This is a genomic window from Sphingomonas sp. PR090111-T3T-6A (assembly GCF_000383095.1).
Classification (GTDB): Bacteria; Pseudomonadota; Alphaproteobacteria; order Sphingomonadales; family Sphingomonadaceae; genus Solisphingomonas.
In genome coordinates this window covers 724,679-743,922 of the sequence record NZ_AORL01000021.1, presented here as the reverse complement: position 1 = coordinate 743,922, position 19,244 = coordinate 724,679, and the positions used below count along the sequence as shown (strand labels likewise).

Here is a 19,244-nt window from a genome sequence, read left to right as displayed (position 1 = left end):
GGGCGCGCACGCCTGCTAGGCGGGGCGCGCCATGACCGAACTTTCCAAGACCTTCGATCCCGCCGCCATCGAATCCCGCTGGTATCCCCATTGGGAGGAGCAGGGCCGCTTCCGCCCCGAGCGCCCGGACGCCGAGCCCTTCACGATCGTGATCCCGCCGCCGAACGTGACGGGTTCGCTCCATATCGGGCACGCGCTCGACAACACGTTGCAGGACATCCTCGTCCGTCACGCGCGCCTGAAGGGCAAGGATTCGCTCTGGGTGGTCGGCACCGATCATGCCGGTATCGCGACCCAGATGGTCGTCGAGCGCCAGATGAACGCCAAGGGCGAGAAGCGCACCGATTTCTCGCGTGACGCCTTCATTGAGAAGGTCTGGGAGTGGAAGGCCGAGAGCGGCGGCACGATCACCCGCCAGCTCCGCCGTCTGGGCGCGTCCTGCGACTGGGTGAACGAGCGCTTCACCATGGACGAGGGTTTCTCCAAGGCCGTCGTCCATGTCTTCGTGAAGCTCTATGAGCAGGGCCTGCTCTATCGCGACAAGCGGCTGGTGAACTGGGACCCCGGCCTCAAGACCGCGATCTCGGACCTTGAGGTCGAGACGAAGGAAGTCGCCGGCAAATTCTGGCACCTGCGCTATCCGCTCGAGGACGGCTCGGGCTTCATCTCTGTCGCGACCACGCGCCCCGAGACTATGCTCGCCGACATGGCCGTGGCGGTGAACGCCGAGGACGAGCGTTATAAGGCGCTGATCGGGAAGAGGGTCCGCCTGCCGATCACCGGCCGCCTGATCCCGATCGTCGCCGATGAGCATGCCGATCCGGAGTTGGGCTCGGGCGCGGTGAAGATCACACCGGGCCATGACTTCAACGACTTCGAGGTGGGCAAGCGCGCCGGCATCGTGCCGTCCGAGATGCTCAACATGCTCGACGCCGAGGCGCGCGTCATCCAGACGAGCGACGGGCTGATCCCGGCCGAGCTGCTCGGTCTCGACCGCTTCGAAGCGCGCCGCGTCATCGTCGAGCGGCTGGAGGCGGACGGCACGCTCACCAACGTCGAGGACCGCACGATCCAGACGCCGTTCGGCGATCGCTCGGGCGCGGTGATCGAGCCGTGGCTGACCGATCAGTGGTATGTCGACGCCCACACGCTTGCCCAGCCCGCGATCCAGGCGGTGCGCGACGGCCGCATCAAGATCGTCCCCGAGACCTGGGCGAAGACCTGGTTCAACTGGCTGGAGAACATCCAGCCCTGGTGCGTCTCGCGTCAGCTCTGGTGGGGCCATCGCATCCCGGCCTGGTATGATGAGGACGGCAATGTCTTCGTCGCCGCGACCGAGGAAGAGGCCGCGATCAAGGCCGGCCCCGGCCGCTCGCTCACCCGCGACGAGGATGTGCTGGATACGTGGTTCTCGTCCGCGCTCTGGCCGTTCGGCACGCTCGGCTGGCCGGACGTCGATCCGCGCGAGCTGAAGCGCTATCCGAACGATGTCCTCATCTCCGGCTTCGACATCCTGTTCTTCTGGGATGCGCGCATGGCGATGCAGGGGATGCATTTCCTCAACGACGTGCCGTTCCGCACGCTCTACCTGCACGGCCTCGTCCGCGACGCGACCGGCGCGAAGATGTCGAAGTCGAAGGGCAACACGGTCGATCCGCTGGGCCTGATCGAGAAGTACGGCGCCGACGCGCTGCGCTTCACGCTCGCCGCGATGGAGAGCCAGGGCCGCGACATCAAGCTCAACGAGAGCCGCGTCGAGGGCTATCGCAACTTCGCGACGAAGCTGTGGAACGCCGCGCGCTTCCTCCAGGCGAACGGCGTGGGCGCTTCGAAGACGCTGGACGCACCGGAGGCGACGCTTCCGGTCAACCGCTGGATCATCGCCGAGACGGTCGCGACCATGCAGGCGCTCGACCTCGCGTTGGCGGACCTGCGCTTCGACGAGGCGGCGAACACCATCTACCAGTTCGTCTGGTCGCGCTTCTGCGACTGGTACATCGAGCTGACCAAGGGGCAGGTGGACGAGGAGACCAAGGCGGTCGCCGGCTGGGCGTTCGACCAGATCCTGGTGATGCTGCACCCGTTCATGCCCTTCATCACCGAAGAGCTTTGGCACGCGATGGGCGAGCGCTCGGGCGATCTGATCGTCGCGCGCTGGCCGCAGGCGGACGCCCGGGCGCTCGACCCGGAGGCGGCGAAGGAGATCGACTGGCTGATCCGCCTCGTCAGCGAGATCCGCGCCGCCCGCGCTGAACTCAACGTGCCGCCGGGCGCGCGCCTGCCGCTCCACGTCCGCGATGCGGGGGAGGCGACGGGGGCGCGTCTGGTCCGTCAGCAGCCGGTGATCGCGCGTCTGGCGCGCGTCGATACGGCTGAGGGCGATGCGCCTGCGGGCGCGGCCGCGCAGATCGTCGTCGACGAGGCGACCTTCGTGCTCCCGCTCGAAGGCGTGATCGACATCGAGGCCGAGCGTTCGCGTCTCGCCAAGGGCAAGGCCGCGGCCGAGAAGGAGCGGGACGGGCTTGCGGGCCGTCTCTCCAACCCGAGCTTCGTCGAGCGCGCCAAGCCGGAGGCGGTCGAGAAGGCCCGCGCCGACCATGCCGAGAAGGCGGCCGAAGCCGAGCGTCTCGGCGCGGCGCTGGCGCGTCTCGGGTGATCGAGCGGCTCCGCGAGGAGGAGATCCCCGCCGCCATCTCCCTGTGGGAGGCGGCGGGGCTCGCCCATCCGTGGAACGATTCCACGCGCGACATCCGTCTCGCGCTGGATTGCCCGACGGCTACCATCCTCGCCGCGCATGACGAGGCGGGGGTGCTGGTCGGCACGGTGATGGCCGGGTTCGACGGCCATCGCGGCTGGCTCTATTCGCTGGCGGTGGCGGACAGCCAGCGCGGCAAGGGCATCGGCGGCAAGCTGGTCGCGGCGGCGGAGGATTTCCTGCGCGCGCAGGGTGCTCCGGTGATCCGCCTGATGGTCCGCGCCGACAATGAAGCGGTGAGCGCGTTCTACGAATCGGCCGGCTATGAGCGGGGCGAGTTCCTCGTGTTCGGCAAGCGTTTCTGACGGCACCGCCGGCCGCCCTTCATATGTTGGATTTCCTGTGTCATGACCCCCATCCGGCAGCAGGGGACTGACTGGGGAATGTGACGGAAACCGGGCGGGCGCGAAACGCTCCGCTCGTGTCAATTCCGTGGCGGATCGGGGAGGAAACGAGCTTATGGCCGACAGCGAAACGCAGGCCATGCCGGCCGAGCCGCCAGCCGGAGGCGCGGCGCGTCGTCCCCATGGCGGGCGCGACCTGACCAAGGGTGCGATCGCCTCGACCCTGCTGATCTTCGCGCTACCGACGCTCGGCACCAACATCCTCCAGTCGCTGAATGGATCGATCAACGCGATCTGGGTGGGGCGCTTCCTCGGCGAGAATGCGTTGGCGGCGACCTCCAACGCCAATCTCGTGCTGTTCCTGATGCTGGCGGCGGTGTTCGGCTTCGGCCTCGCCGCCACGATCATGATCGGCCAGAATATGGGCCGGCGCGATATCGAGGCCGCGCGCCGGGCGATGGGCACAGCGGTAGGGCTGTTCGCCATCGCATCCATCGTCATTTCGATCGCCGGCTACTGGGCTTCGCCTGCGATCCTCCACCTGCTCGCCACGCCCGCCGACGCGGCGGCGCTGGCGCAGGCCTATCTGCGGGTGATCTTCATCGCGCTGCCGCCGCTGTTCGTGATGACCGTCATCACCATGGGGATGCGCGGCACCGGCGATTCGATGACGCCCTTCCTCATCATGATCCTCAACGTGCTGCTGGATAGCGGGCTGAATCCCGTCTTTATCCGAGGCCTGGCAGGCGCACCCCGGCTCGGCATCGGCGGCGCCGCCACCGCGACCGCCATCGCCGCCTATGTCAGCCTCTTCGTGCTGATCGTGGTGATCTATGCACGCGACCTCACCGTCCGCCTGCGTGGGCGGGAGCTGCGCTGGCTGATCCCCGATCCGGCGCTGCTCAAGGTGATCCTCGTCAAGGGCATCCCCATCGGGCTGCAGATGTTCGTGATCTCCTTCGCGGGCCTCGCGCTGATGGGCCTCATCAACCATGCCGGCGTGGACGTGGTGGCGGCCTATGGCGTTACGCTCCAGCTCTGGACCTATATCCAGATGCCGGCGCTCGCGATCGGGGCGGCGGTGTCGGCGATGGCGGCGCAGAATATCGGCGCGCAGCTCTGGGATCGGGTGGACGCCGTCACGCGCTGGGGAATCATCGTCAACCTGCTCATCACCGCCGCGCTGATCCTGCTGGTGACGCTGGTGGATCGGCCGGTGCTGGCGCTCTTCCTTGGCGGGGACAGCCTTGCCCTGCCGATCGCACGGCATATCCATCTGGTGGCGAGCTGGTCCTTCCTGATGTTCGGCATCACGATGGTGATCTTCGGCACGGTGCGCGCCAACGGATCGGTGATCGCGCCGCTGGTGATCCTGTTCATCGCCATGTTCCCGGTGCGGCTGGGCGCGGTGTTCGCTCTCCGGCCCTTCATCGGCACCGAAGCCTTCTGGTGGACGATGCCGCTGAGTTCGCTCGCCTCCATGCTCATGTCGCTCGGCTATTATCGCGCGGGCGGCTGGCGGACGCTTCATATGCGGACGGTGAGCCCCCGCGAGGCAGCGAAGCAGGCCGCGGCCTGAACGCCATGGAGGCCGTCCGCCCCGCCGCATTCCTGCGTCGCACGCCGGAGGGCGGGGCGCAGCCGATCGAACGCCCGCTGGCCGTGGAGAGGCCCGTCGCCATCGAGATCGACGGCGTCGGCTATGCCGTGATGATGGCGACGCCCGAGGCGCTCGACGATTTCGCAACCGGCTTCTGCCTCTCCGAACGCCTGATCGATCGGGCGGATCAACTTCTTGCCATCGAGCCGCACGAGGCGGAGCGCGGCGTACTGCTGCGCCTCGCATTGGCGAAGGGCGTGCGCGAGCGGGTGTTCGAGCGCGTGCGCCATCGCGTGTCCGAATCCTCCTGCGGCCTGTGCGGCATCGAGAATCTGGAGCAGGCGCTTCGGCCTCTGCCGCGCGTCACGCCACCGGCCGAGCCGGTCGCGTCTGAGGCCATCTTCCGCGCGCTCGGTGCGATCCGCGAGCATCAGCCCATCGGCCGGGAGACGGGCGCGGTTCATGCCGCCGCCTTCTGTGATGCGAGCGGCGCGATCCGGCTGGCTCGCGAGGACATCGGCCGCCACAACGCCTTCGACAAGCTGGTCGGAGCGATGGCGCGGGCTGGCGAAGGCTGGGGCGAGGGCTTCGCGCTTACCACCGCGCGGCTTTCCTATGAGCTGGTCGAGAAGGCGGCGCTCAGCCTTTGCCACACGCTCGTCGCCATCTCCGCGCCGACCAGCCTCGCGGTGGAGCGGGCGGCGGAGGCGGGCGTTCGCATCATTGCGCTCGCAAGGCCCGATGCGGCTCTGGAAGCGCTCACACCAAGCGACTAGATGGGGGCCATGACCGCTTCCTACCCCGCGCTCCGCCTGCGCCGCACCCGCGTCGCCCCCTGGTCCCGCCGCATGGTCGCCGAGAATGTGCTGACCCCGGCCGATCTGATCTGGCCGCTCTTCATCACCGAGGGGCAGGGTGTCGAGGAACCGATTTCGACGCTGCCGGGCGTGTCGCGCTGGTCGCTGGACGGGATCGCCGCGCGGGCGCGCGAGGCGCGCGATCTGGGCATCCCCTGCATCGCGCTCTTCCCCAACACGCCGCAGCATCTGCGCACGCCGGATGGGCGCGAGGCGCTCAACCCGGACAACCTGATCTGCCGCGCGGTGAAGGCGATCAAGGATGCCGCGCCCGAAGTCGGCGTGCTGACCGACGTCGCGCTCGATCCCTATACCGAGCATGGCCATGACGGTCTGGTCGACGAGCGCGGCTATGTCCTGAACGACGCGACGAGCGAGTTGCTCGTCCAGCAGGCGCTGGTGCAGGCCGAGGCGGGCGCGGACATCATCGCGCCGTCCGACATGATGGACGGCCGCGTCGGCGCGATCCGCACGGCGTTGGAGGCGACCGGCCATCACAACGTCCAGATCATGGCCTATGCCGCCAAATATGCCTCCGCCTTCTACGGCCCGTTCCGCGATGCGGTCGGCTCGCGCGGGCGGCTCAAGGGCGACAAGCGCGGCTATCAGATGGATCATGCCAATGCCGAGGAGGCGCTGCGCGAGGTGGCGCTCGATCTCGCCGAGGGCGCGGATACGGTGATGGTGAAGCCGGGCCTGCCCTATCTCGACATCATCCGCCGCGTGAAGGAGCGGTTCGAGGTGCCGGTGTTCGCCTATCAGGTGTCCGGCGAATATGCGATGATCGAGGCGGCCGCGGCGGCCGGCATGGGCGATCGCGATGCTCTGGTGATGGAAACGCTGCTTTCCTTCAAGCGGGCGGGCTGTTCGGGCGTGCTCACCTATCATGCGGCCCATGCGGCGCGGCTGATGGGCGCATGATCGAGACCGAACGCCTGATCCTGAGGGATTGGCGGGACGAGGATCGCGATCCGTTCCTGGCCATGGGGCAGTCGCCGAACGTCATGAAGCATCTCGGCGGCCTCCAGTCGCCGGAGCAGGTGGACGAGGCGATCGCGCGCGTCCGGGCTTGTCAGGCGGCGCATGGCCATTGCTTCTGGGCGGTGGAACGCAAGGGCGATGGGGCGTTCCTCGGCTTCTGCGGGCTGAAGGTCGGCAATGTCGGGCCGATCGACGGTGAGATCGAGATCGGCTGGCGGCTGCGCGAGGATGCGTGGGGTCAGGGCTTCGCCAAGGAAGCGGCACTCGCCAGCCTCGCCTGGGGCTGGGCGAACCTCGATGCCACGCGGATCGTGGCGATCACCGTGCCGGGGAACACATCGAGCTGGGGGCTGATGGAGCGGCTGGGCATGACGCGGCGGCCGGACATGGATTTCGGCCATCCCCATTTCGCGGAAGACCACCCGCTTCACCGGCACATCACCTATGTGATGGAGCGCCCCGCCTAATCGCCCAGCAGATGGGCCGCCACCTCGCGGCGGTGGGGCACGCGACGGTGCTCGAACAGGTAGATTCCCTGCCATGTGCCGAGGGAGAGCCTGCCGTCGATCAGGGGCACGCCGAGCTGCACCTGCGTCAGCGCGGCGCGCAGATGGGCGGGCATGTCGTCCGGCCCTTCGTCGTCATGGCGATAGCGCGTCGGGTCCTCGGGCGCGATCGTGGCGAAGAAGTCCTGCAGGTCCGCGCGCACCTCGCGCGCCGCATTCTCCTGGATGAGAAGCGACGCGGAGGTGTGCCGGCAGAACAGGGTGAGCAGCCCCTCGCGCATCTCCTGCGCCTCCACCCACTGGACGACCTTGTCGGTGAACTCGACGAGGCCTTGCCCGTGGGTGGCGATGCGGAAGATGTGCGAGGCCTGTCTCATGCCTTCTTCGCGGTCTCGATATAGCGGTCGATCACGCCGGGCAGCAGTTCGAGCGGCACGCCGCCCGTCTTCACCACGGTATCGTTATAACCGGCGAGGTCGAACTTCGGCCCCAGCGCCTGCTTGGCATGGTCGCGCAGGCGGGTGATCTCATTATGCCCGGTCTTGTAGCCGCAGGCCTGCCCCGGCGAGGCGCAATAGCGATCGGTCTCGCTGGTCATCGCGTCGGCGCCCTTGCCGCTCTCGCCGGAAAGGAAGGCGACCGTCTTCTCGCGGCTCCAGCCCATGGAATGGAGGCCGGTGTCCGCAACGAGGCGGCAGGCGCGGAACTGCTGCGCCTGAAGATAGCCGATCCGGCTCCAGGGATCGTCGTCATAGAGGCCGCTCTCGTCGATGAGCTGCTCGGCATAGAGCGCCCAGCCCTCGACGAAGGCGTTGAAGCCCATCAGCGAGCTGATTGTCGGGATCTCGTTGTGATGCTCGGCGAGATAGGCGCCCTGCCATGTGTGGCCGGGGATGCCCTCATGCGCGGTCAGCGTCGAAAGCTGGTAGCGCGGCCAGAGCGACGTCGACTTCAGGTTGACGTAGTAGATCGCCGGGCGCGACCCATCGAGCGAGGCGAAGTTCATATAGCCGAGCGCCGCGCCATCCTGAATGTCCGGCGGCACGCGCTTCACGATCACGTCGGCCTTGAGGCCGAGATGGCTGAGCTTCGGCATCAGCGGGCGCACCGCCGCGATGCGGCCGTTGAGATAGGCGATGAGCTGCGCGCGGCCCTCGTCGGTATCCGGATAGAGGAAGCGCGGGTCCTTGTTGAGCGCCGTCACACGCTCGCCGACGGTGCCCTGCGTCATGCCCTGCGCCTTGAGCAGCGTGTCCATCCGCGCCTTGATCTCCTCGTTCTGGGCGAGGCCGATGCGGTGGACTTCCTCCGGCGACTGGGTGGTCGTGGTGCCGAGACGCAGCGCCCAGCGATAATAGGCCTCGCCATCGGGCAGGCGCTGGACGCCGGCGGTGGAGGGCGCGTTGGCGGTCACCTTGGCGAAGGTCTCGATCTGGCGGTCGAGCGCCAGATAGATCGCGGTCTGGACGAGCTTCGCCGCCTGCTGCTCGTAAGAGGCAGGCAGGCCGAGCGCCCTGGCGCGCTCCGCGAGATTGGTGACCAGACGCTGCTTGTCGGGCGCGATGGCGCGGAAATCCTTGAGGATGCCGATCGCGTTGCTGGCGATGAAGCTCGGCGGAACGACGCCGATCGCCGCATCGGCGCGGATGCGGGCCGTCTCCTCGTTGATCTGGCGCGCGAAGGCGGCGACACGGGCGACATAGGCCTCGGCATCCGCCTTGGTGTCGATCTTGTGCTGCGAGACGAGGAATTCGGGGACGCCGGTGACGGCGCCGCTCTGCTGGGTCACCACATAGGGGCCCGTGCCGCCCGCGAAGCCGGACGCCGCGCCGCCGCCATAGCGGAAGGCGGTGCCGTCGATGCCGCGCTCCGTGGCGTAACGGACGGTGTCGTAGTGGATCTGCCCCATCGGCGAGAGCGAGGCGCGGTTGAGCTTGAGCAGGCGCGTATGCATCGAGCGGATGGCCGCATCCGACTTGGCGATGCCCGCCGCCGACAGGTCCGAGAGCTGGCCCCGCAGCGCCGCATGTGCGCCCTTGTCGAGGCCGAGCGAGGTGGCGGTCTCGGGCGAGAGCATCAGCAGCTCGTCCGCGAAGCCCGCCAGCAGCGTCGACAGCGGATCGCCGGCCTTCGCCGCGGCCCATGCCGCACCCGGCAGCGCCGCGAACGTGCCTCCCAGAGCCGCCGCGCCCAACAGGTCGCGCCGATGGAGGCGTTGCAGATCGAACATCATGATCCCCTTCTTCTTGTCGTTATCGTTCAGGCGAGCGTCGCGACCCAGCGGTCGCCGATCTGCTGGAGGATTTCGAGCGGCACGCGGCCATGCGCCAGCACGGCGTCATGATAGGCCTTGATGTCGAAGCGGTTGCCGAGCTTCGCCTTCGCCTTCTCGCGGATGCCGACGAAGGTGGAGTGGCCGATCTTGTAGCTCGCCGCCTGTCCGGGCGTGGCGCAATAGCGCTCCACCTCGCGCGTGGCGAAGCCGGGGGCCTCGCCGTCCTGCTCGACGAAATAGGCGATCGCCTGCTCGCGGCCCCAGCGCAGATGATGGATGCCGGTGTCCACCACGCAGCGATTGGCGCGGAAGAGCTGGAACTTCAGATAGCCCAGACGCCCGAGCGGATCGTCGTCATACATGCCGATCTCGTCGGCGAGCTGCTCGGCATAGAGCGCCCAGCCTTCGCCATAGCCCGAAAAGCCGCCCGTCTTGCGGATCAGGGGCAGCGCCTTGTTCGAGAGGGCGAGCCCGCCCTCCATCTGATGCCCCGGCAGGCCCTCATGATAGACGGTCGTGGCGAGGCAAAATTTCGGCCACTCGGCGCTGTCGTGCAGGTTGAAATAGACGAGGCCGGGGCGCGATCCGTCGATGGCGGGCGCCTGCGAGAAGGCCGAGGCCGCGCCGGCTTCGGTCTGCGGCGGCACGCGGCGTACCTCGAAGCTGTAGGCGGGCAGGCGGCTGAACACGCCCGGCAGCCTGGTGCGGATCGCATCGAGGCGGGCGTTGCAATAGGCGATCGCCTGCACCTTGCCCTCGTCGGTGTTCGGATAGAGCTGGCGCGGGTCCTTGTAGAGCGCGGCCATGCGCTCGCCGATCGTGCCCTTGGTGAAGCCTTGCGCCTTCAGCAGCCCGTCCAGCCGCGAGGAGATTGCCTTGGCCTGATCGAGGCCGAAGCGGTGCACCTCGTCGGGGCTCATCGCGGCCGTCGTCGTGGTGCGGAGCGCGGTGGCGTAATAGGCCTCGCCGTCGCGGAACTTCCAGACACCGGCGTCGTGGGTCGCCTTCGCGCGCATCTCCCGGGCAAGCGCGATCTGGCGATCCAGCGCGGGGCCGACCTTCTCGTCGTAGATCGCGGCAGCCTTCTTGCCATAGCCGTCGCCCAGCCCCTTGGCGGCGGCGCGGCGGGCGATCGAGGTGACCACCAGCGCTTCCGACGCCGGCACGCGGGTGCGCGTCATCTGGGTGAGCGTGGTGTCGAGCAGGAAGTCCGGCGCGACCACGCCGAGCCCGGCGTCGTGACGCATCCGGGCGCTGTTGTCGTCGAGCTGGCCGGCAAAGGCCTCGAGGCGCGACAGATAGGCGTCGGCGTCCTCGCGGGTCTCGATCTTGTGCTTGGTGTCGAGGAAATCGGGCACCGACTGATAGGCGCCGGTGAGCTGGCTGACGGCGTAAGGCGAGGGGCCGAAGGAGGAACCGCCGAAATCGAAGGCCTGCACAGCCGCCGCCGACTTCCGGGTGTAGAGCACGGTGTCATAGTCGATCTGGTCGGCTTCGGAGAGGGAGGCTCGGTCAATCCGCGCAAGCGCGGCCAGATCGGCCTGCGTCGCGGCACGGGCGGCGGCGCGGCCGGCATCGCCCTCGTCGGAGAGCTTGGCGCGCAGGTCCGCATCCGCGCCCTTGTCGAGGCCGAGCTGGGTCGCAGCCTCAGGGCGAAGGCGCAGATTGTCGTGGAACATGCGATCGAACAGCGTGCGAAGCTCGGGCGACGGCGAGCTGCCCGCGGCCTTCGCCCAGTCGGGCAGGCTGACGGTCGCGCCAAGAGCTGTCGCGGAAAGTATGAATGCACGACGATCGAGCATGATGGTCCCCTGTCTCCCCCCGGGGGGACATGCACGCTAGGCCGGACCCGCATTCAGGAGCAAGGGCTTTGACCGTGCCGATGAGGAAAGGGGGCGGTCGCCCCCCGCGGGCTTGGGGGCGGGGGCAGGGGGCGACCAGTGGGCCGGCGGGGCGGGGGAGGAGCGGTGCCGGCCACAAACGATGGGATACGCGATGGCTGAGACTCTATCTTGAATATTTCGGGATTCAATTGTTCAAAAAGGAGAAGATGCCGTCCGGCGGGAGATTATTCCGCAATTTATGCGGAGATCGGGAAGTCCTCGATCGGCGCCGGAACTATGATCTACGGGCACGGATTCTATCGCGTCCGATCGTAACGCTTTGGAATGGCAGATTCTTATTCGGAAGAGGTTTGTAATTCTCGAAACCGCTGAAAGGTGATTGCCGAAGCCCCTAGTCCGAAAGGATTAGCGATCCCGTGCCGCAGGGAAAAAGGCGTAGGCGGGATGACGGCGCTCTGGCTGTGCGACCGGACACCCGTGAGCCATGGCTCACGATCCGCTGCAAATTGCGTCAGGCGCAATCCTGGAATTGTCGAAAGGTGGTCGGGGAGACAGGATTCGAACCTGCGACCCTCTGCTCCCAAAGCAGATGCGCTACCAGGCTGCGCTACTCCCCGACGGGGTCGCCTTATCCCGGTCGGCGGGGCGAATGCAACGATACTCTATGAATGCCCATGCAAAAACGGACGCTCCCCCCGGGAACGTCCGCTCTTGTCCATCCGATGCGCGCCTCCGAAGAGGCGCTGGACGAATTACTTGGCCGCGTTGTTGAGCGCGTCGGCCTTGTTGTCGGCCATCGACGAGACGTTGTCGGCGGCGTTGTGAGCGGCGTCGGCCGCGTTGTCGAGCGAGTTCGCAACCGCAGTGTTCGACGCGTTATCGGCAGCCGCCGAAAGCATGTCGCCCTGGTTGTCGAGCGCGGCGGAGGCGTTCTCGCCGGCATTTTCCACCGCAGCGGCCTGATCGGTCTTGTGGCATGCAGCGACGCTCATCAGTCCGGCGGCGGCAAGGACAAAGGCAAGCTTCTTCATTCGGGCTGCTCCCCAAAATACAGATAGATAACACATCTCGCGGGCCCGGCCGCTGCCGTCCCCGGCATGACGGCATAACGCGCCCATATCTCCGGTCAACGGTAAAAATAGATTTGCGCGTTCCAGTCGTCGCATATCTTCGCGTTTGCACAAAGGGTTACGCAACTTTGGCAAGCGTCGTGCATTGGTAAGGCTGACGGGGTTTCTGCGCGCGTTACCGTCTCGCCTTATTTGGCCATTACGCGCGGTTGGGGTGCTTGCGATGCGCACAGGACAAGGTCTTAAAAGAGTTGCTTTGATTGGTAATTGCCCACCCCGACTTTGTGGCATCGCAACATTTACGGCGGATGTTCACGCCGGCCTCAGGGCGACATTTCCGGATATCGACGTCGGCATCTACGCCATGAACGATGGCGGCAAGCGTTATGATTATCCGCCCAAGGTGGTCTTCTCCATCGATCAGGACGACCTCAGGGACTATGGACGCGCCGCCCACCGCATCAACGCCAGCGGCGCCGACGTGGTCTGCGTCCAGCATGAATATGGCATCTATGGCGGAGCGGCCGGAACCTACCTGCTGAAGCTGCTCGATCGCGTGAAGGCGCCTGTCGTGGTGACGCTGCATACCGTGCTGGAGCAGCCGTCGCCCGAACAGCGCAGCGTGATCGAAGGTCTCGTCCGGCGGGCGTCCAGGCTGGTGGTGATGGCCGAGAAGGGGCGCCAGATCCTGCGTGATGTCCATGGCGTGTCGGACGATCGCATCGCCGTGGTGCTGCACGGCGTTCCCGACCGGCCGCTGGGCGATGGGGCGGCGGAGAAGGCGCAATTCGGGCTTTCGGGCCATCGCGTCCTGCTGACCTTCGGGCTGCTCTCGCCGAACAAGGGCATCGAGACGATGATCCGTGCGATGCCGGCGATCGTCGCGGCGCATCCGGACACGCTCTATGTCGTGCTGGGCGCGACCCATCCGCATCTCGTCGCGCGGGAGGGCGAGGCCTATCGCGAGCGGCTGATGGCGCTGGCCGAGGAACTGGACGTCAGCGATCATGTCCGTTTCGTCGACGGCTTCGTCGAGCAGGAGCGGCTGCTCGATTATATTGCGGCGGCCGATATCTATGTGACGCCCTATCTGAACGAGGCGCAGATCGTCTCGGGGACGCTGAGCTATGCCGTCGCGCTGGGGCGGCCGGTGGTGTCGACGCCCTATTGGCACGCCGTGGAACTGCTGGCCGAGGGTCGCGGCCTGCTTGTCGGCTTCGGCGACAGCGCGGGGTTCGCGGAGCGGATCACCGGCCTGCTCGACGATCCGGAGGCGCGCGAGGCCATGTCGCGCCGCTGCTGGGCCAAGGGGCGGACGATGGTCTGGTCCGAATTCGCCCGCGCCTATGTGGCGATCTTCGAGGAGGCCGTCCGGAGCGGTTCTCCGCTGCTGTTCCGTGGCGGTGAGCGCAGCATGGAGCCGGTTCCCCCGCAACTCGGCGCGATCGAGCGGTTGAGCGACGCCTGCGGCATCGTGCAGCATTCGATCTTCTCCGTGCCCGATCGCTCGCACGGCTATTGCGTGGACGACAATTGCCGCGCGCTCATGCTGATGCACCGGTTCGACGGCGAGGACGCTGCGAGGGCCGACAGGCTGGCGCGCATCTACGCGGCCTTCGTGCAACATGCGTGGAATGGCGGCCTGGGGCGGTTCCGCAACTTCATGTCCTTCGATCGGAGCTGGCTGGAGGAGGAGGGGTCCGAGGACAGTTTCGGCCGCACGCTCTGGTCGCTGGGCGTGACCGCCTCCATCGCACGCGGGCACGAGCTGAGGCTGTGGGCGGCGCGGCTGTTCGATCAGGTCGCGCCCCATGCCCGTGCGTTGGGCAGCCCGCGTGCCTGGGCCTTCTCGATGCTGGCGGCGGATGCGATGCTGGAGGCGCATTCCGGCCACGAACTGGCGCTGTCCCTGCTGCGCGATCTGGGGAAGCGGTTGCAAGCATTGCTCGCAACCTATCGGCGGCCGGGCTGGGACTGGTTCGAGCCGGTGCTCGCCTATGACAATGCCCGCGTGCCCGAGGCGCTGATGCGCGCCGGCCGGCGGCTCGGCGACGAGGGGATGAAGGGCGACGGCCTCACCACCCTGGCATGGCTCGACCATATCCAGACCAGCGAGGAAGGGCGGTTCCGCGCGGTCGGCACGGACAGCTTCGGCCGCCGCTACGCATTGCCGCTGATGTTCGACCAGCAGCCTCTCGAAGCCTGGGCGACGATCGACGCGGCGCGGGTCGCGGCCGAGCTTAGCGGGTTCGATCGCTGGCTGGAGACCGCGCGGCGGGCCTATGCCTGGTATCTCGGCGCGAACGATCTGGGTTTGCCGCTCGGGTCAAGTGTCGACGGCGGATGTTTCGACGGACTGATGAGTGATCGCGTCAACCTGAACCAGGGCGCGGAATCCGTCCTGTCCTTTCAATTTGCCTGTTGCGCGATGCGTGAAATGACGGAAAAGGCCGAGCAGGACGGATCTACCTTGAGGACCGGCACCGTGGCTTCCTGATCGGGCAGTCGCCGCCGGGTGGGAGGCAGTTTGCTCGATTTCGTCATGCACTGGCCGTTGCGTCTTCAGGCAGATGCGTCGCGTGTGGTGGTTCGTCCCTTCCACATCCCGATCGACTCCAAGCGCGGCCAGATCAGCCGCCCGAGGCGCATCGCGGAAGGGGTGCTGGCCATGGACGAGGCCTGCGCCGCGCGCGAGCTTGCCACGGTCTTCAAGGATTTCGAGGCGCGGCACTGGCAGACCCGCAACGTCTTCCTGACGCGCTACGCGCAGATGGCCGGCGCCCTGCAACTGGACGACGACGCCATCCCCGAGGTGAAGCGGCAGCTCATCGGGGCCTTCTTCTGCCACGAATACAGCTATGCTGCAGCGGCGATCATGAACCCGTCGATCGTGCGCCACCCGGATCAGAGCGGCCTGTCGCCCGGATCGTCGCGGATCATCATGTCGCTGCGCACGGTGGGCGAGGGGCATATCAGCTCGATCGCCTTCCGCGAGGGCATCCTCTCGCCCGGCACGCGTTTCGAGCTGGCGCCGGAGCCGCCCTTCGCCACCGCCGCCGACAGCGCGCTGGAGCTGGAGAATGGCGCGATCGAGGTGCACCGGCACAAGGATTCGACGCTCTCGGGGACGGTGATCTTCCCGATGACGGCGGCGCAGTCCAAGGGGCTGGAAGATCTCCGCCTCGTCGAGTTCACCCATGAGGACGGCTCGACCGAATGGCTCGGCACCTACACCGCCTATAACGGCGAGAGCATCCGTTCCGAGCTTATCCGCACCCGCGACTTCCGCACCTTCCAGCTCAGCCCCATGGGCGGCCCCGCCGCGCGCAACAAGGGCATGGCGCTATTCCCCCGCAAGATCGGCGGCTGGTACGTCATGGCCGGGCGGCAGGATGGCGAGAATCTCTATCTCATCCGCTCGCGCTCGCTCACCCACTGGGGCGAGGGGGAACTGTTGATGGCGCCGAAATTTCCTTGGGAGATGGTGCAGATCGGCAATTGCGGTTCGCCGATCGAGCTGGACGAAGGCTGGCTGCTGCTCACCCATGGCGTCGGCGCGATGCGGAAATATTCGCTGGGCGCGGTGCTGCTCGACAAGGAGAACCCGCAGAAGATCATCGGCCGCACACCCGAGCCGCTGATCTCCGCCGCCGCCGAGGATCGCGAGGGCTATGTGCCCAATGTGGTCTACACCTGCGGGGCGCTGCGCCATGGCGATCTGCTCTTCATGCCCTATGGCGTGGCGGACAGCGCGGTGGGCTTCGCCTTCGTGCCGATCAGGGAACTGGTCGCCGCGATGGTGTGAGGCATGGGCGCGCCGCCCGACCGTTGCTTTTCGGGCATACGACGTTAGATAAGCCCGGCAAATTCCGAACACTTTGAACCCCCCTCAGACGAGCGAGCATCCGCATGGCCGGCCAGTACGCCTATGTCATGAAGAACATGACGAAGTCCTTCCCCGGCGCCGCGAAGCCGGTGCTGAGCAACATCAACCTGCAATTCTACCACGGCGCCAAGATCGGCATCGTCGGCCCCAACGGCGCCGGCAAGTCGACGCTCATCAAGATCATGGCCGGCATCGACACCGAATTTTCGGGCGAGGCCTGGCCGGGTGAGAATGTCACGGTCGGCTATCTCGCGCAGGAGCCGCAGCTCGATCCTTCGAAGAACGTGCTCGAGAACGTCAAGGACGGCGCGCGCGACGTTGCCGACATGATCGATCGCTTCAACGCGATCTCGGCCGAGATGGGCGATCCCAAGGACGACACCGATTTCGACGCGCTGATGGAGGAGATGGGCCACCTCCAGGAGAAGATCGACGCGGTCGATGGCTGGACGCTCGACAACCAGCTCGAGATCGCCATGGAGGCGCTGTGCTGCCCGCCGGGTGACTGGTCGGTGGAGAGCCTTTCGGGCGGTGAGAAGCGCCGCATCGCGCTCACCCGCCTGCTGATCCAGAAGCCGTCCATCCTGCTGCTCGACGAGCCTACCAACCACCTCGACGCCGAGAGCGTCCAGTGGCTGGAAAACCACCTCAAGGAATATGCGGGCGCGGTGCTGATGATCACCCACGACCGCTATTTCCTCGATAACGTGGTCGACTGGATCCTCGAGCTCGATCGCGGCAAGTATTTCCCGTACGAGGGCAATTACTCCACCTATCTCGACAAGAAGGCCAAGCGCCTCGAGCAGGAGGATCGCGAGGAGAGCGGTCGCCAGAAGGCGATCAAGGACGAGCTCGAATGGATCCGTCAGGGTCCGAAGGGCCGCCAGACCAAGTCGAAGGCGCGTATCGCCAAGTTCGACCAGCTCGTTGAGGCGCAGCAGAACCGCGCGCCCGGCAAGGCCCAGATCGTTATCCAGGTGCCCGAGCGTCTCGGCGGCAAGGTGATCGAGGTCGCCGGCATCTCGAAGAGCTTCGGCGAGAAGAAGCTGTTCGAGGACCTGACCTTCACGCTCCCGGCCGGCGGCATCGTCGGCGTGATCGGCCCCAACGGCGCCGGCAAGTCGACCCTGTTCAAGATCATCACCGGTCAGGAAACGCCCGACACCGGCACGATCGAGATGGGCTCGACCGTCCGCCTCGGCTATGTCGACCAGAGCCGCGATCATCTCGATCCCAAGCACAATGTCTGGGAGGAAATCTCGGACGGGCTCGATTATGTGAAGGTCAACGGCCACGACATGTCGACGCGCGCTTATGTCGGCGCGTTTAACTTCAAGGGCCAGGACCAGCAGAAGAATGTCGGCAAGCTCTCGGGCGGTGAACGCAATCGCGTCCACATGGCCAAGATGCTGAAGCGCGGCGGCAACGTCCTGCTGCTCGACGAGCCGACCAACGACCTCGACGTCGAAACGCTCGGCGCACTCGAAGAGGCGATCGAGAATTTCGCGGGCTGCGCCGTGGTCATCAGCCACGATCGCTTCTTCCTCGATCGTCTCGCGACCCACATCCTCGCTTTCGAGGGCGAGGGCCATGTGGAGTGGTTCGAGGGCAACTTCGAGAGCTACGAGGAAGACAAGCGCCGCCGCCTCGGCGATGCGGCCGATCGTCCGGGCGCGGGCGCCTACAAGAAGCTCACCCGCTGATTGTATGAGGGGCGGCCCGGCGCCGCCCCTCCGCCATCCTTAGTAATAATCGGCCGGATCGGGCGCGGGCGCCTTGCAGGCCTTGGTCTTGCCGCGACGGCAGGCCGCATCCTGGATGCGCCAGGCCTCCATCGCATCGGCATAAGCGCGCTGCTGGTGCGCATAATGCGCATCCTGACGCGCGACCGCGCGGCCATGCGCCCGCATCGCGGCGTCATAGGCGTTCATATCGGCATCATAAGCCGCCCGGTTCGCGGCATTCTGGGCATGGACCGACTGGATGCTGGCGTTGACGCCGGCATTGGCCGTGGTGGTGCCGGGATCGACCCCCGGTGCGACGGAGCCCGGCGGCACCGTCTGCGAGGCAGCGGCGGAGCCGTCATTGGCCGGCTGGTGAGGATCGGTCTGGGCGAGGGCAGGAGCCATCAGGCTCGCCGCGGCAGCGAACAGCGCGCCGCCGGAGAGCAATGCAAGTGGAACGCGGGTCATCGGATCATCTCCGCTATGGCAGGGCCTCAAGGGCCACGTCCGCCTATCGAACGAAATGCACCCGGCCGCGTTCCATTCCAGTGAAGCTCAGCGTTTGCGGACAAATTCCGCGCGCAGCACCAGACCCTTGATCCCCTCGAAGCGGCAATCGATTTCCTGCTCGTCGCCGGTCAGCCGGATCGACTTGATGAGCGTGCCCCGCTTCAGCGTCTGGCTCGTGCCCTTGACCTTGAGATCCTTGATGAGCGTCACCTGATCGCCGTCGGCGAGCAGATTGCCCACCGCGTCGCGAACCTCGACACCTTCCGGCGCCGTGGAAGTCGCCATTTCGGCGCGGCTGACCCATTCGCCGCTGGCCTCGTCGTAGATATAGTCGTCGTCACCCTGATCGGTCATCGAAAGATCCCGGAATTGGAGGAATGGTCTGTCCCGGCGCTATAGGCGCTCGCGGCCGGTGGCGCCACGAGATACCGAATCCTTGCCACGATCCTTCCTCGCCGCGACCCTGAACCGGGGCTGACGGATCGGTTCAGGATCATGCCAAGCAGGAGCCGCCATAGGACGGCTCGTCCAGATACAAGGGAGGTTCCGATGTTCAGGAAGTCCGTACTCGCCGTCGCGCTCGCGGCCGTCGGCGCCATCGCCGCGATGCCGGCGGACGCGCATTATCACGATCATGGCCGCTACGATCATCGTGGCTATGGCCGCCACGGCCATCATGGCGGTTATTATGATCGCCGTTGCCGCAACGACGGCACGGGCGGCGCGATCATCGGCGGCGTCGCGGGTGGCCTGCTGGGCAATGCCGTCGCCGGCCGTGGCGACAAGACGCTGGGCACCGTGCTGGGCGCCGGTGGCGGCGCGCTGGTCGGCAATTCGATCGCGCGCAACGGCTCGCATCGCTGCTGAGCGTGCGGGGAGATTGCGGCCACTC

General features: G+C 66.7%; 16 protein-coding genes and 1 tRNA gene. 10 read left to right on the top strand and 7 right to left on the bottom strand.

The window, feature by feature from the left end:
- The first annotated feature begins 31 nt into the window (after positions 1 to 31).
- From ST3T6A_RS0113605 to ST3T6A_RS0113580, 6 genes are all read left to right on the top strand, one after another.
- Positions 32 to 2,656, top strand: coding sequence for a valine--tRNA ligase (locus ST3T6A_RS0113605; protein WP_019833489.1), 2,625 nt, complete (start codon positions 32 to 34; stop codon positions 2,654 to 2,656).
- The gene (locus tag ST3T6A_RS0113600; protein ID WP_019833488.1) at positions 2,653 to 3,060 is read left to right on the top strand and encodes a GNAT family acetyltransferase; all 408 of its coding nucleotides are present in this window, start codon (positions 2,653 to 2,655) and stop codon (positions 3,058 to 3,060) included. Before ST3T6A_RS0113605 ends, ST3T6A_RS0113600 begins: the two co-directional genes overlap by 4 nt.
- Positions 3,061 to 3,214: 154 nt before the next feature.
- The gene (locus ST3T6A_RS0113595; RefSeq protein ID WP_019833487.1) at positions 3,215 to 4,678 is read left to right on the top strand and encodes an MATE family efflux transporter; all 1,464 of its coding nucleotides are present in this window, start codon (positions 3,215 to 3,217) and stop codon (positions 4,676 to 4,678) included.
- Between the two features lie 5 nt (positions 4,679 to 4,683).
- A complete protein-coding gene (gene fdhD / locus ST3T6A_RS0113590; RefSeq protein WP_019833486.1) occupies positions 4,684 to 5,475 on the top strand; it encodes a formate dehydrogenase accessory sulfurtransferase FdhD in 792 nt (263 codons plus the stop codon).
- Positions 5,476 to 5,484: 9 nt separating this feature from the next.
- Positions 5,485 to 6,477: a porphobilinogen synthase gene (hemB, locus tag ST3T6A_RS0113585; RefSeq protein WP_026359704.1), complete on the top strand. Its 993-nt coding sequence runs from the start codon at positions 5,485 to 5,487 to the stop codon at positions 6,475 to 6,477.
- On the top strand, positions 6,474 to 7,004 hold the full coding sequence (locus tag ST3T6A_RS0113580) for a GNAT family N-acetyltransferase (protein ID WP_019833484.1): 531 nt from the start codon (positions 6,474 to 6,476) through the stop codon (positions 7,002 to 7,004). Before hemB ends, ST3T6A_RS0113580 begins: the two co-directional genes overlap by 4 nt.
- On the opposite strand, the gene ST3T6A_RS0113575 is transcribed toward ST3T6A_RS0113580, so the two are convergent.
- The 5 genes from ST3T6A_RS0113575 to ST3T6A_RS0113555 all read right to left on the bottom strand — a co-directional run bounded on the left by ST3T6A_RS0113575 (position 7,001) and on the right by ST3T6A_RS0113555 (position 12,193).
- Positions 7,001 to 7,420: a secondary thiamine-phosphate synthase enzyme YjbQ gene (locus ST3T6A_RS0113575; protein ID WP_019833483.1), complete on the bottom strand. Its 420-nt coding sequence runs from the start codon at positions 7,418 to 7,420 to the stop codon at positions 7,001 to 7,003. The genes ST3T6A_RS0113580 and ST3T6A_RS0113575 overlap by 4 nt on opposite strands.
- Positions 7,417 to 9,276 carry a DUF885 domain-containing protein gene (locus tag ST3T6A_RS0113570; RefSeq protein WP_019833482.1) on the bottom strand — a complete coding sequence of 620 codons (1,860 nt, stop codon included), beginning with the start codon at positions 9,274 to 9,276 and terminating at the stop codon, positions 7,417 to 7,419. Before ST3T6A_RS0113570 ends, ST3T6A_RS0113575 begins: the two co-directional genes overlap by 4 nt.
- A gap of 26 nt (positions 9,277 to 9,302) precedes the next feature.
- Positions 9,303 to 11,120, bottom strand: a complete 1,818-nt coding sequence (locus ST3T6A_RS0113565; RefSeq protein WP_019833481.1) for a DUF885 domain-containing protein — start codon at positions 11,118 to 11,120, stop codon at positions 9,303 to 9,305.
- Positions 11,121 to 11,702: 582 nt separating this feature from the next.
- A tRNA-Pro gene (locus ST3T6A_RS0113560) sits at positions 11,703 to 11,779 on the bottom strand.
- Positions 11,780 to 11,914: 135 nt separating this feature from the next.
- Positions 11,915 to 12,193 carry a hypothetical protein gene (locus ST3T6A_RS0113555; protein ID WP_019833480.1) on the bottom strand — a complete coding sequence of 93 codons (279 nt, stop codon included), beginning with the start codon at positions 12,191 to 12,193 and terminating at the stop codon, positions 11,915 to 11,917.
- A gap of 262 nt (positions 12,194 to 12,455) precedes the next feature.
- Between ST3T6A_RS0113555 and ST3T6A_RS0113550 the strand changes: the two genes are divergently transcribed.
- The 3 genes from ST3T6A_RS0113550 to ettA all read left to right on the top strand — a co-directional run bounded on the left by ST3T6A_RS0113550 (position 12,456) and on the right by ettA (position 17,821).
- Positions 12,456 to 14,729: a glycosyltransferase family 4 protein gene (locus ST3T6A_RS0113550; RefSeq protein ID WP_026359702.1), complete on the top strand. Its 2,274-nt coding sequence runs from the start codon at positions 12,456 to 12,458 to the stop codon at positions 14,727 to 14,729.
- Positions 14,730 to 14,759: 30 nt separating this feature from the next.
- Positions 14,760 to 16,037, top strand: coding sequence for a hypothetical protein (locus tag ST3T6A_RS0113545; RefSeq protein ID WP_019833478.1), 1,278 nt, complete (start codon positions 14,760 to 14,762; stop codon positions 16,035 to 16,037).
- A 104-nt stretch (positions 16,038 to 16,141) separates the two neighbouring features.
- Complete coding sequence (gene ettA, locus ST3T6A_RS0113540) at positions 16,142 to 17,821, top strand: energy-dependent translational throttle protein EttA (protein ID WP_019833477.1); 1,680 nt, start codon at positions 16,142 to 16,144, stop codon at positions 17,819 to 17,821.
- Positions 17,822 to 17,860: 39 nt separating this feature from the next.
- On the opposite strand, the gene ST3T6A_RS20890 is transcribed toward ettA, so the two are convergent.
- Complete coding sequence (locus ST3T6A_RS20890; protein WP_157602845.1) at positions 17,861 to 18,310, bottom strand: hypothetical protein; 450 nt, start codon at positions 18,308 to 18,310, stop codon at positions 17,861 to 17,863.
- 87 nt (positions 18,311 to 18,397) lie between these two features.
- Positions 18,398 to 18,706: a zinc ribbon domain-containing protein YjdM gene (locus tag ST3T6A_RS0113530; protein WP_019833475.1), complete on the bottom strand. Its 309-nt coding sequence runs from the start codon at positions 18,704 to 18,706 to the stop codon at positions 18,398 to 18,400.
- Positions 18,707 to 18,901: 195 nt separating this feature from the next.
- Between ST3T6A_RS0113530 and ST3T6A_RS0113525 the strand changes: the two genes are divergently transcribed.
- Complete coding sequence (locus ST3T6A_RS0113525) at positions 18,902 to 19,219, top strand: glycine zipper 2TM domain-containing protein (protein ID WP_019833474.1); 318 nt, start codon at positions 18,902 to 18,904, stop codon at positions 19,217 to 19,219.
- Positions 19,220 to 19,244 lie beyond the last annotated feature (25 nt).

Coding starts and splice junctions, on each gene's coding strand:
- ST3T6A_RS0113575 (WP_019833483.1), bottom strand. CDS start 7,420: ATGAGACAGGCCTCGCACATCTTCCGCATCGCCACCCACGGGCAAGGC.
- ST3T6A_RS0113550 (WP_026359702.1), top strand. CDS start 12,456: ATGCGCACAGGACAAGGTCTTAAAAGAGTTGCTTTGATTGGTAATTGC.
- ST3T6A_RS0113570 (WP_019833482.1), bottom strand. CDS start 9,276: ATGATGTTCGATCTGCAACGCCTCCATCGGCGCGACCTGTTGGGCGCG.
- fdhD (WP_019833486.1), top strand. CDS start 4,684: ATGGAGGCCGTCCGCCCCGCCGCATTCCTGCGTCGCACGCCGGAGGGC.
- ST3T6A_RS0113555 (WP_019833480.1), bottom strand. CDS start 12,193: ATGAAGAAGCTTGCCTTTGTCCTTGCCGCCGCCGGACTGATGAGCGTC.
- ST3T6A_RS0113530 (WP_019833475.1), bottom strand. CDS start 18,706: ATGACCGATCAGGGTGACGACGACTATATCTACGACGAGGCCAGCGGC.
- ST3T6A_RS0113580 (WP_019833484.1), top strand. CDS start 6,474: ATGATCGAGACCGAACGCCTGATCCTGAGGGATTGGCGGGACGAGGAT.
- ST3T6A_RS20890 (WP_157602845.1), bottom strand. CDS start 18,310: ATGACCCGCGTTCCACTTGCATTGCTCTCCGGCGGCGCGCTGTTCGCT.
- ST3T6A_RS0113525 (WP_019833474.1), top strand. CDS start 18,902: ATGTTCAGGAAGTCCGTACTCGCCGTCGCGCTCGCGGCCGTCGGCGCC.
- ST3T6A_RS0113605 (WP_019833489.1), top strand. CDS start 32: ATGACCGAACTTTCCAAGACCTTCGATCCCGCCGCCATCGAATCCCGC.
- ettA (WP_019833477.1), top strand. CDS start 16,142: ATGGCCGGCCAGTACGCCTATGTCATGAAGAACATGACGAAGTCCTTC.
- ST3T6A_RS0113595 (WP_019833487.1), top strand. CDS start 3,215: ATGGCCGACAGCGAAACGCAGGCCATGCCGGCCGAGCCGCCAGCCGGA.
- hemB (WP_026359704.1), top strand. CDS start 5,485: ATGACCGCTTCCTACCCCGCGCTCCGCCTGCGCCGCACCCGCGTCGCC.
- ST3T6A_RS0113565 (WP_019833481.1), bottom strand. CDS start 11,120: ATGCTCGATCGTCGTGCATTCATACTTTCCGCGACAGCTCTTGGCGCG.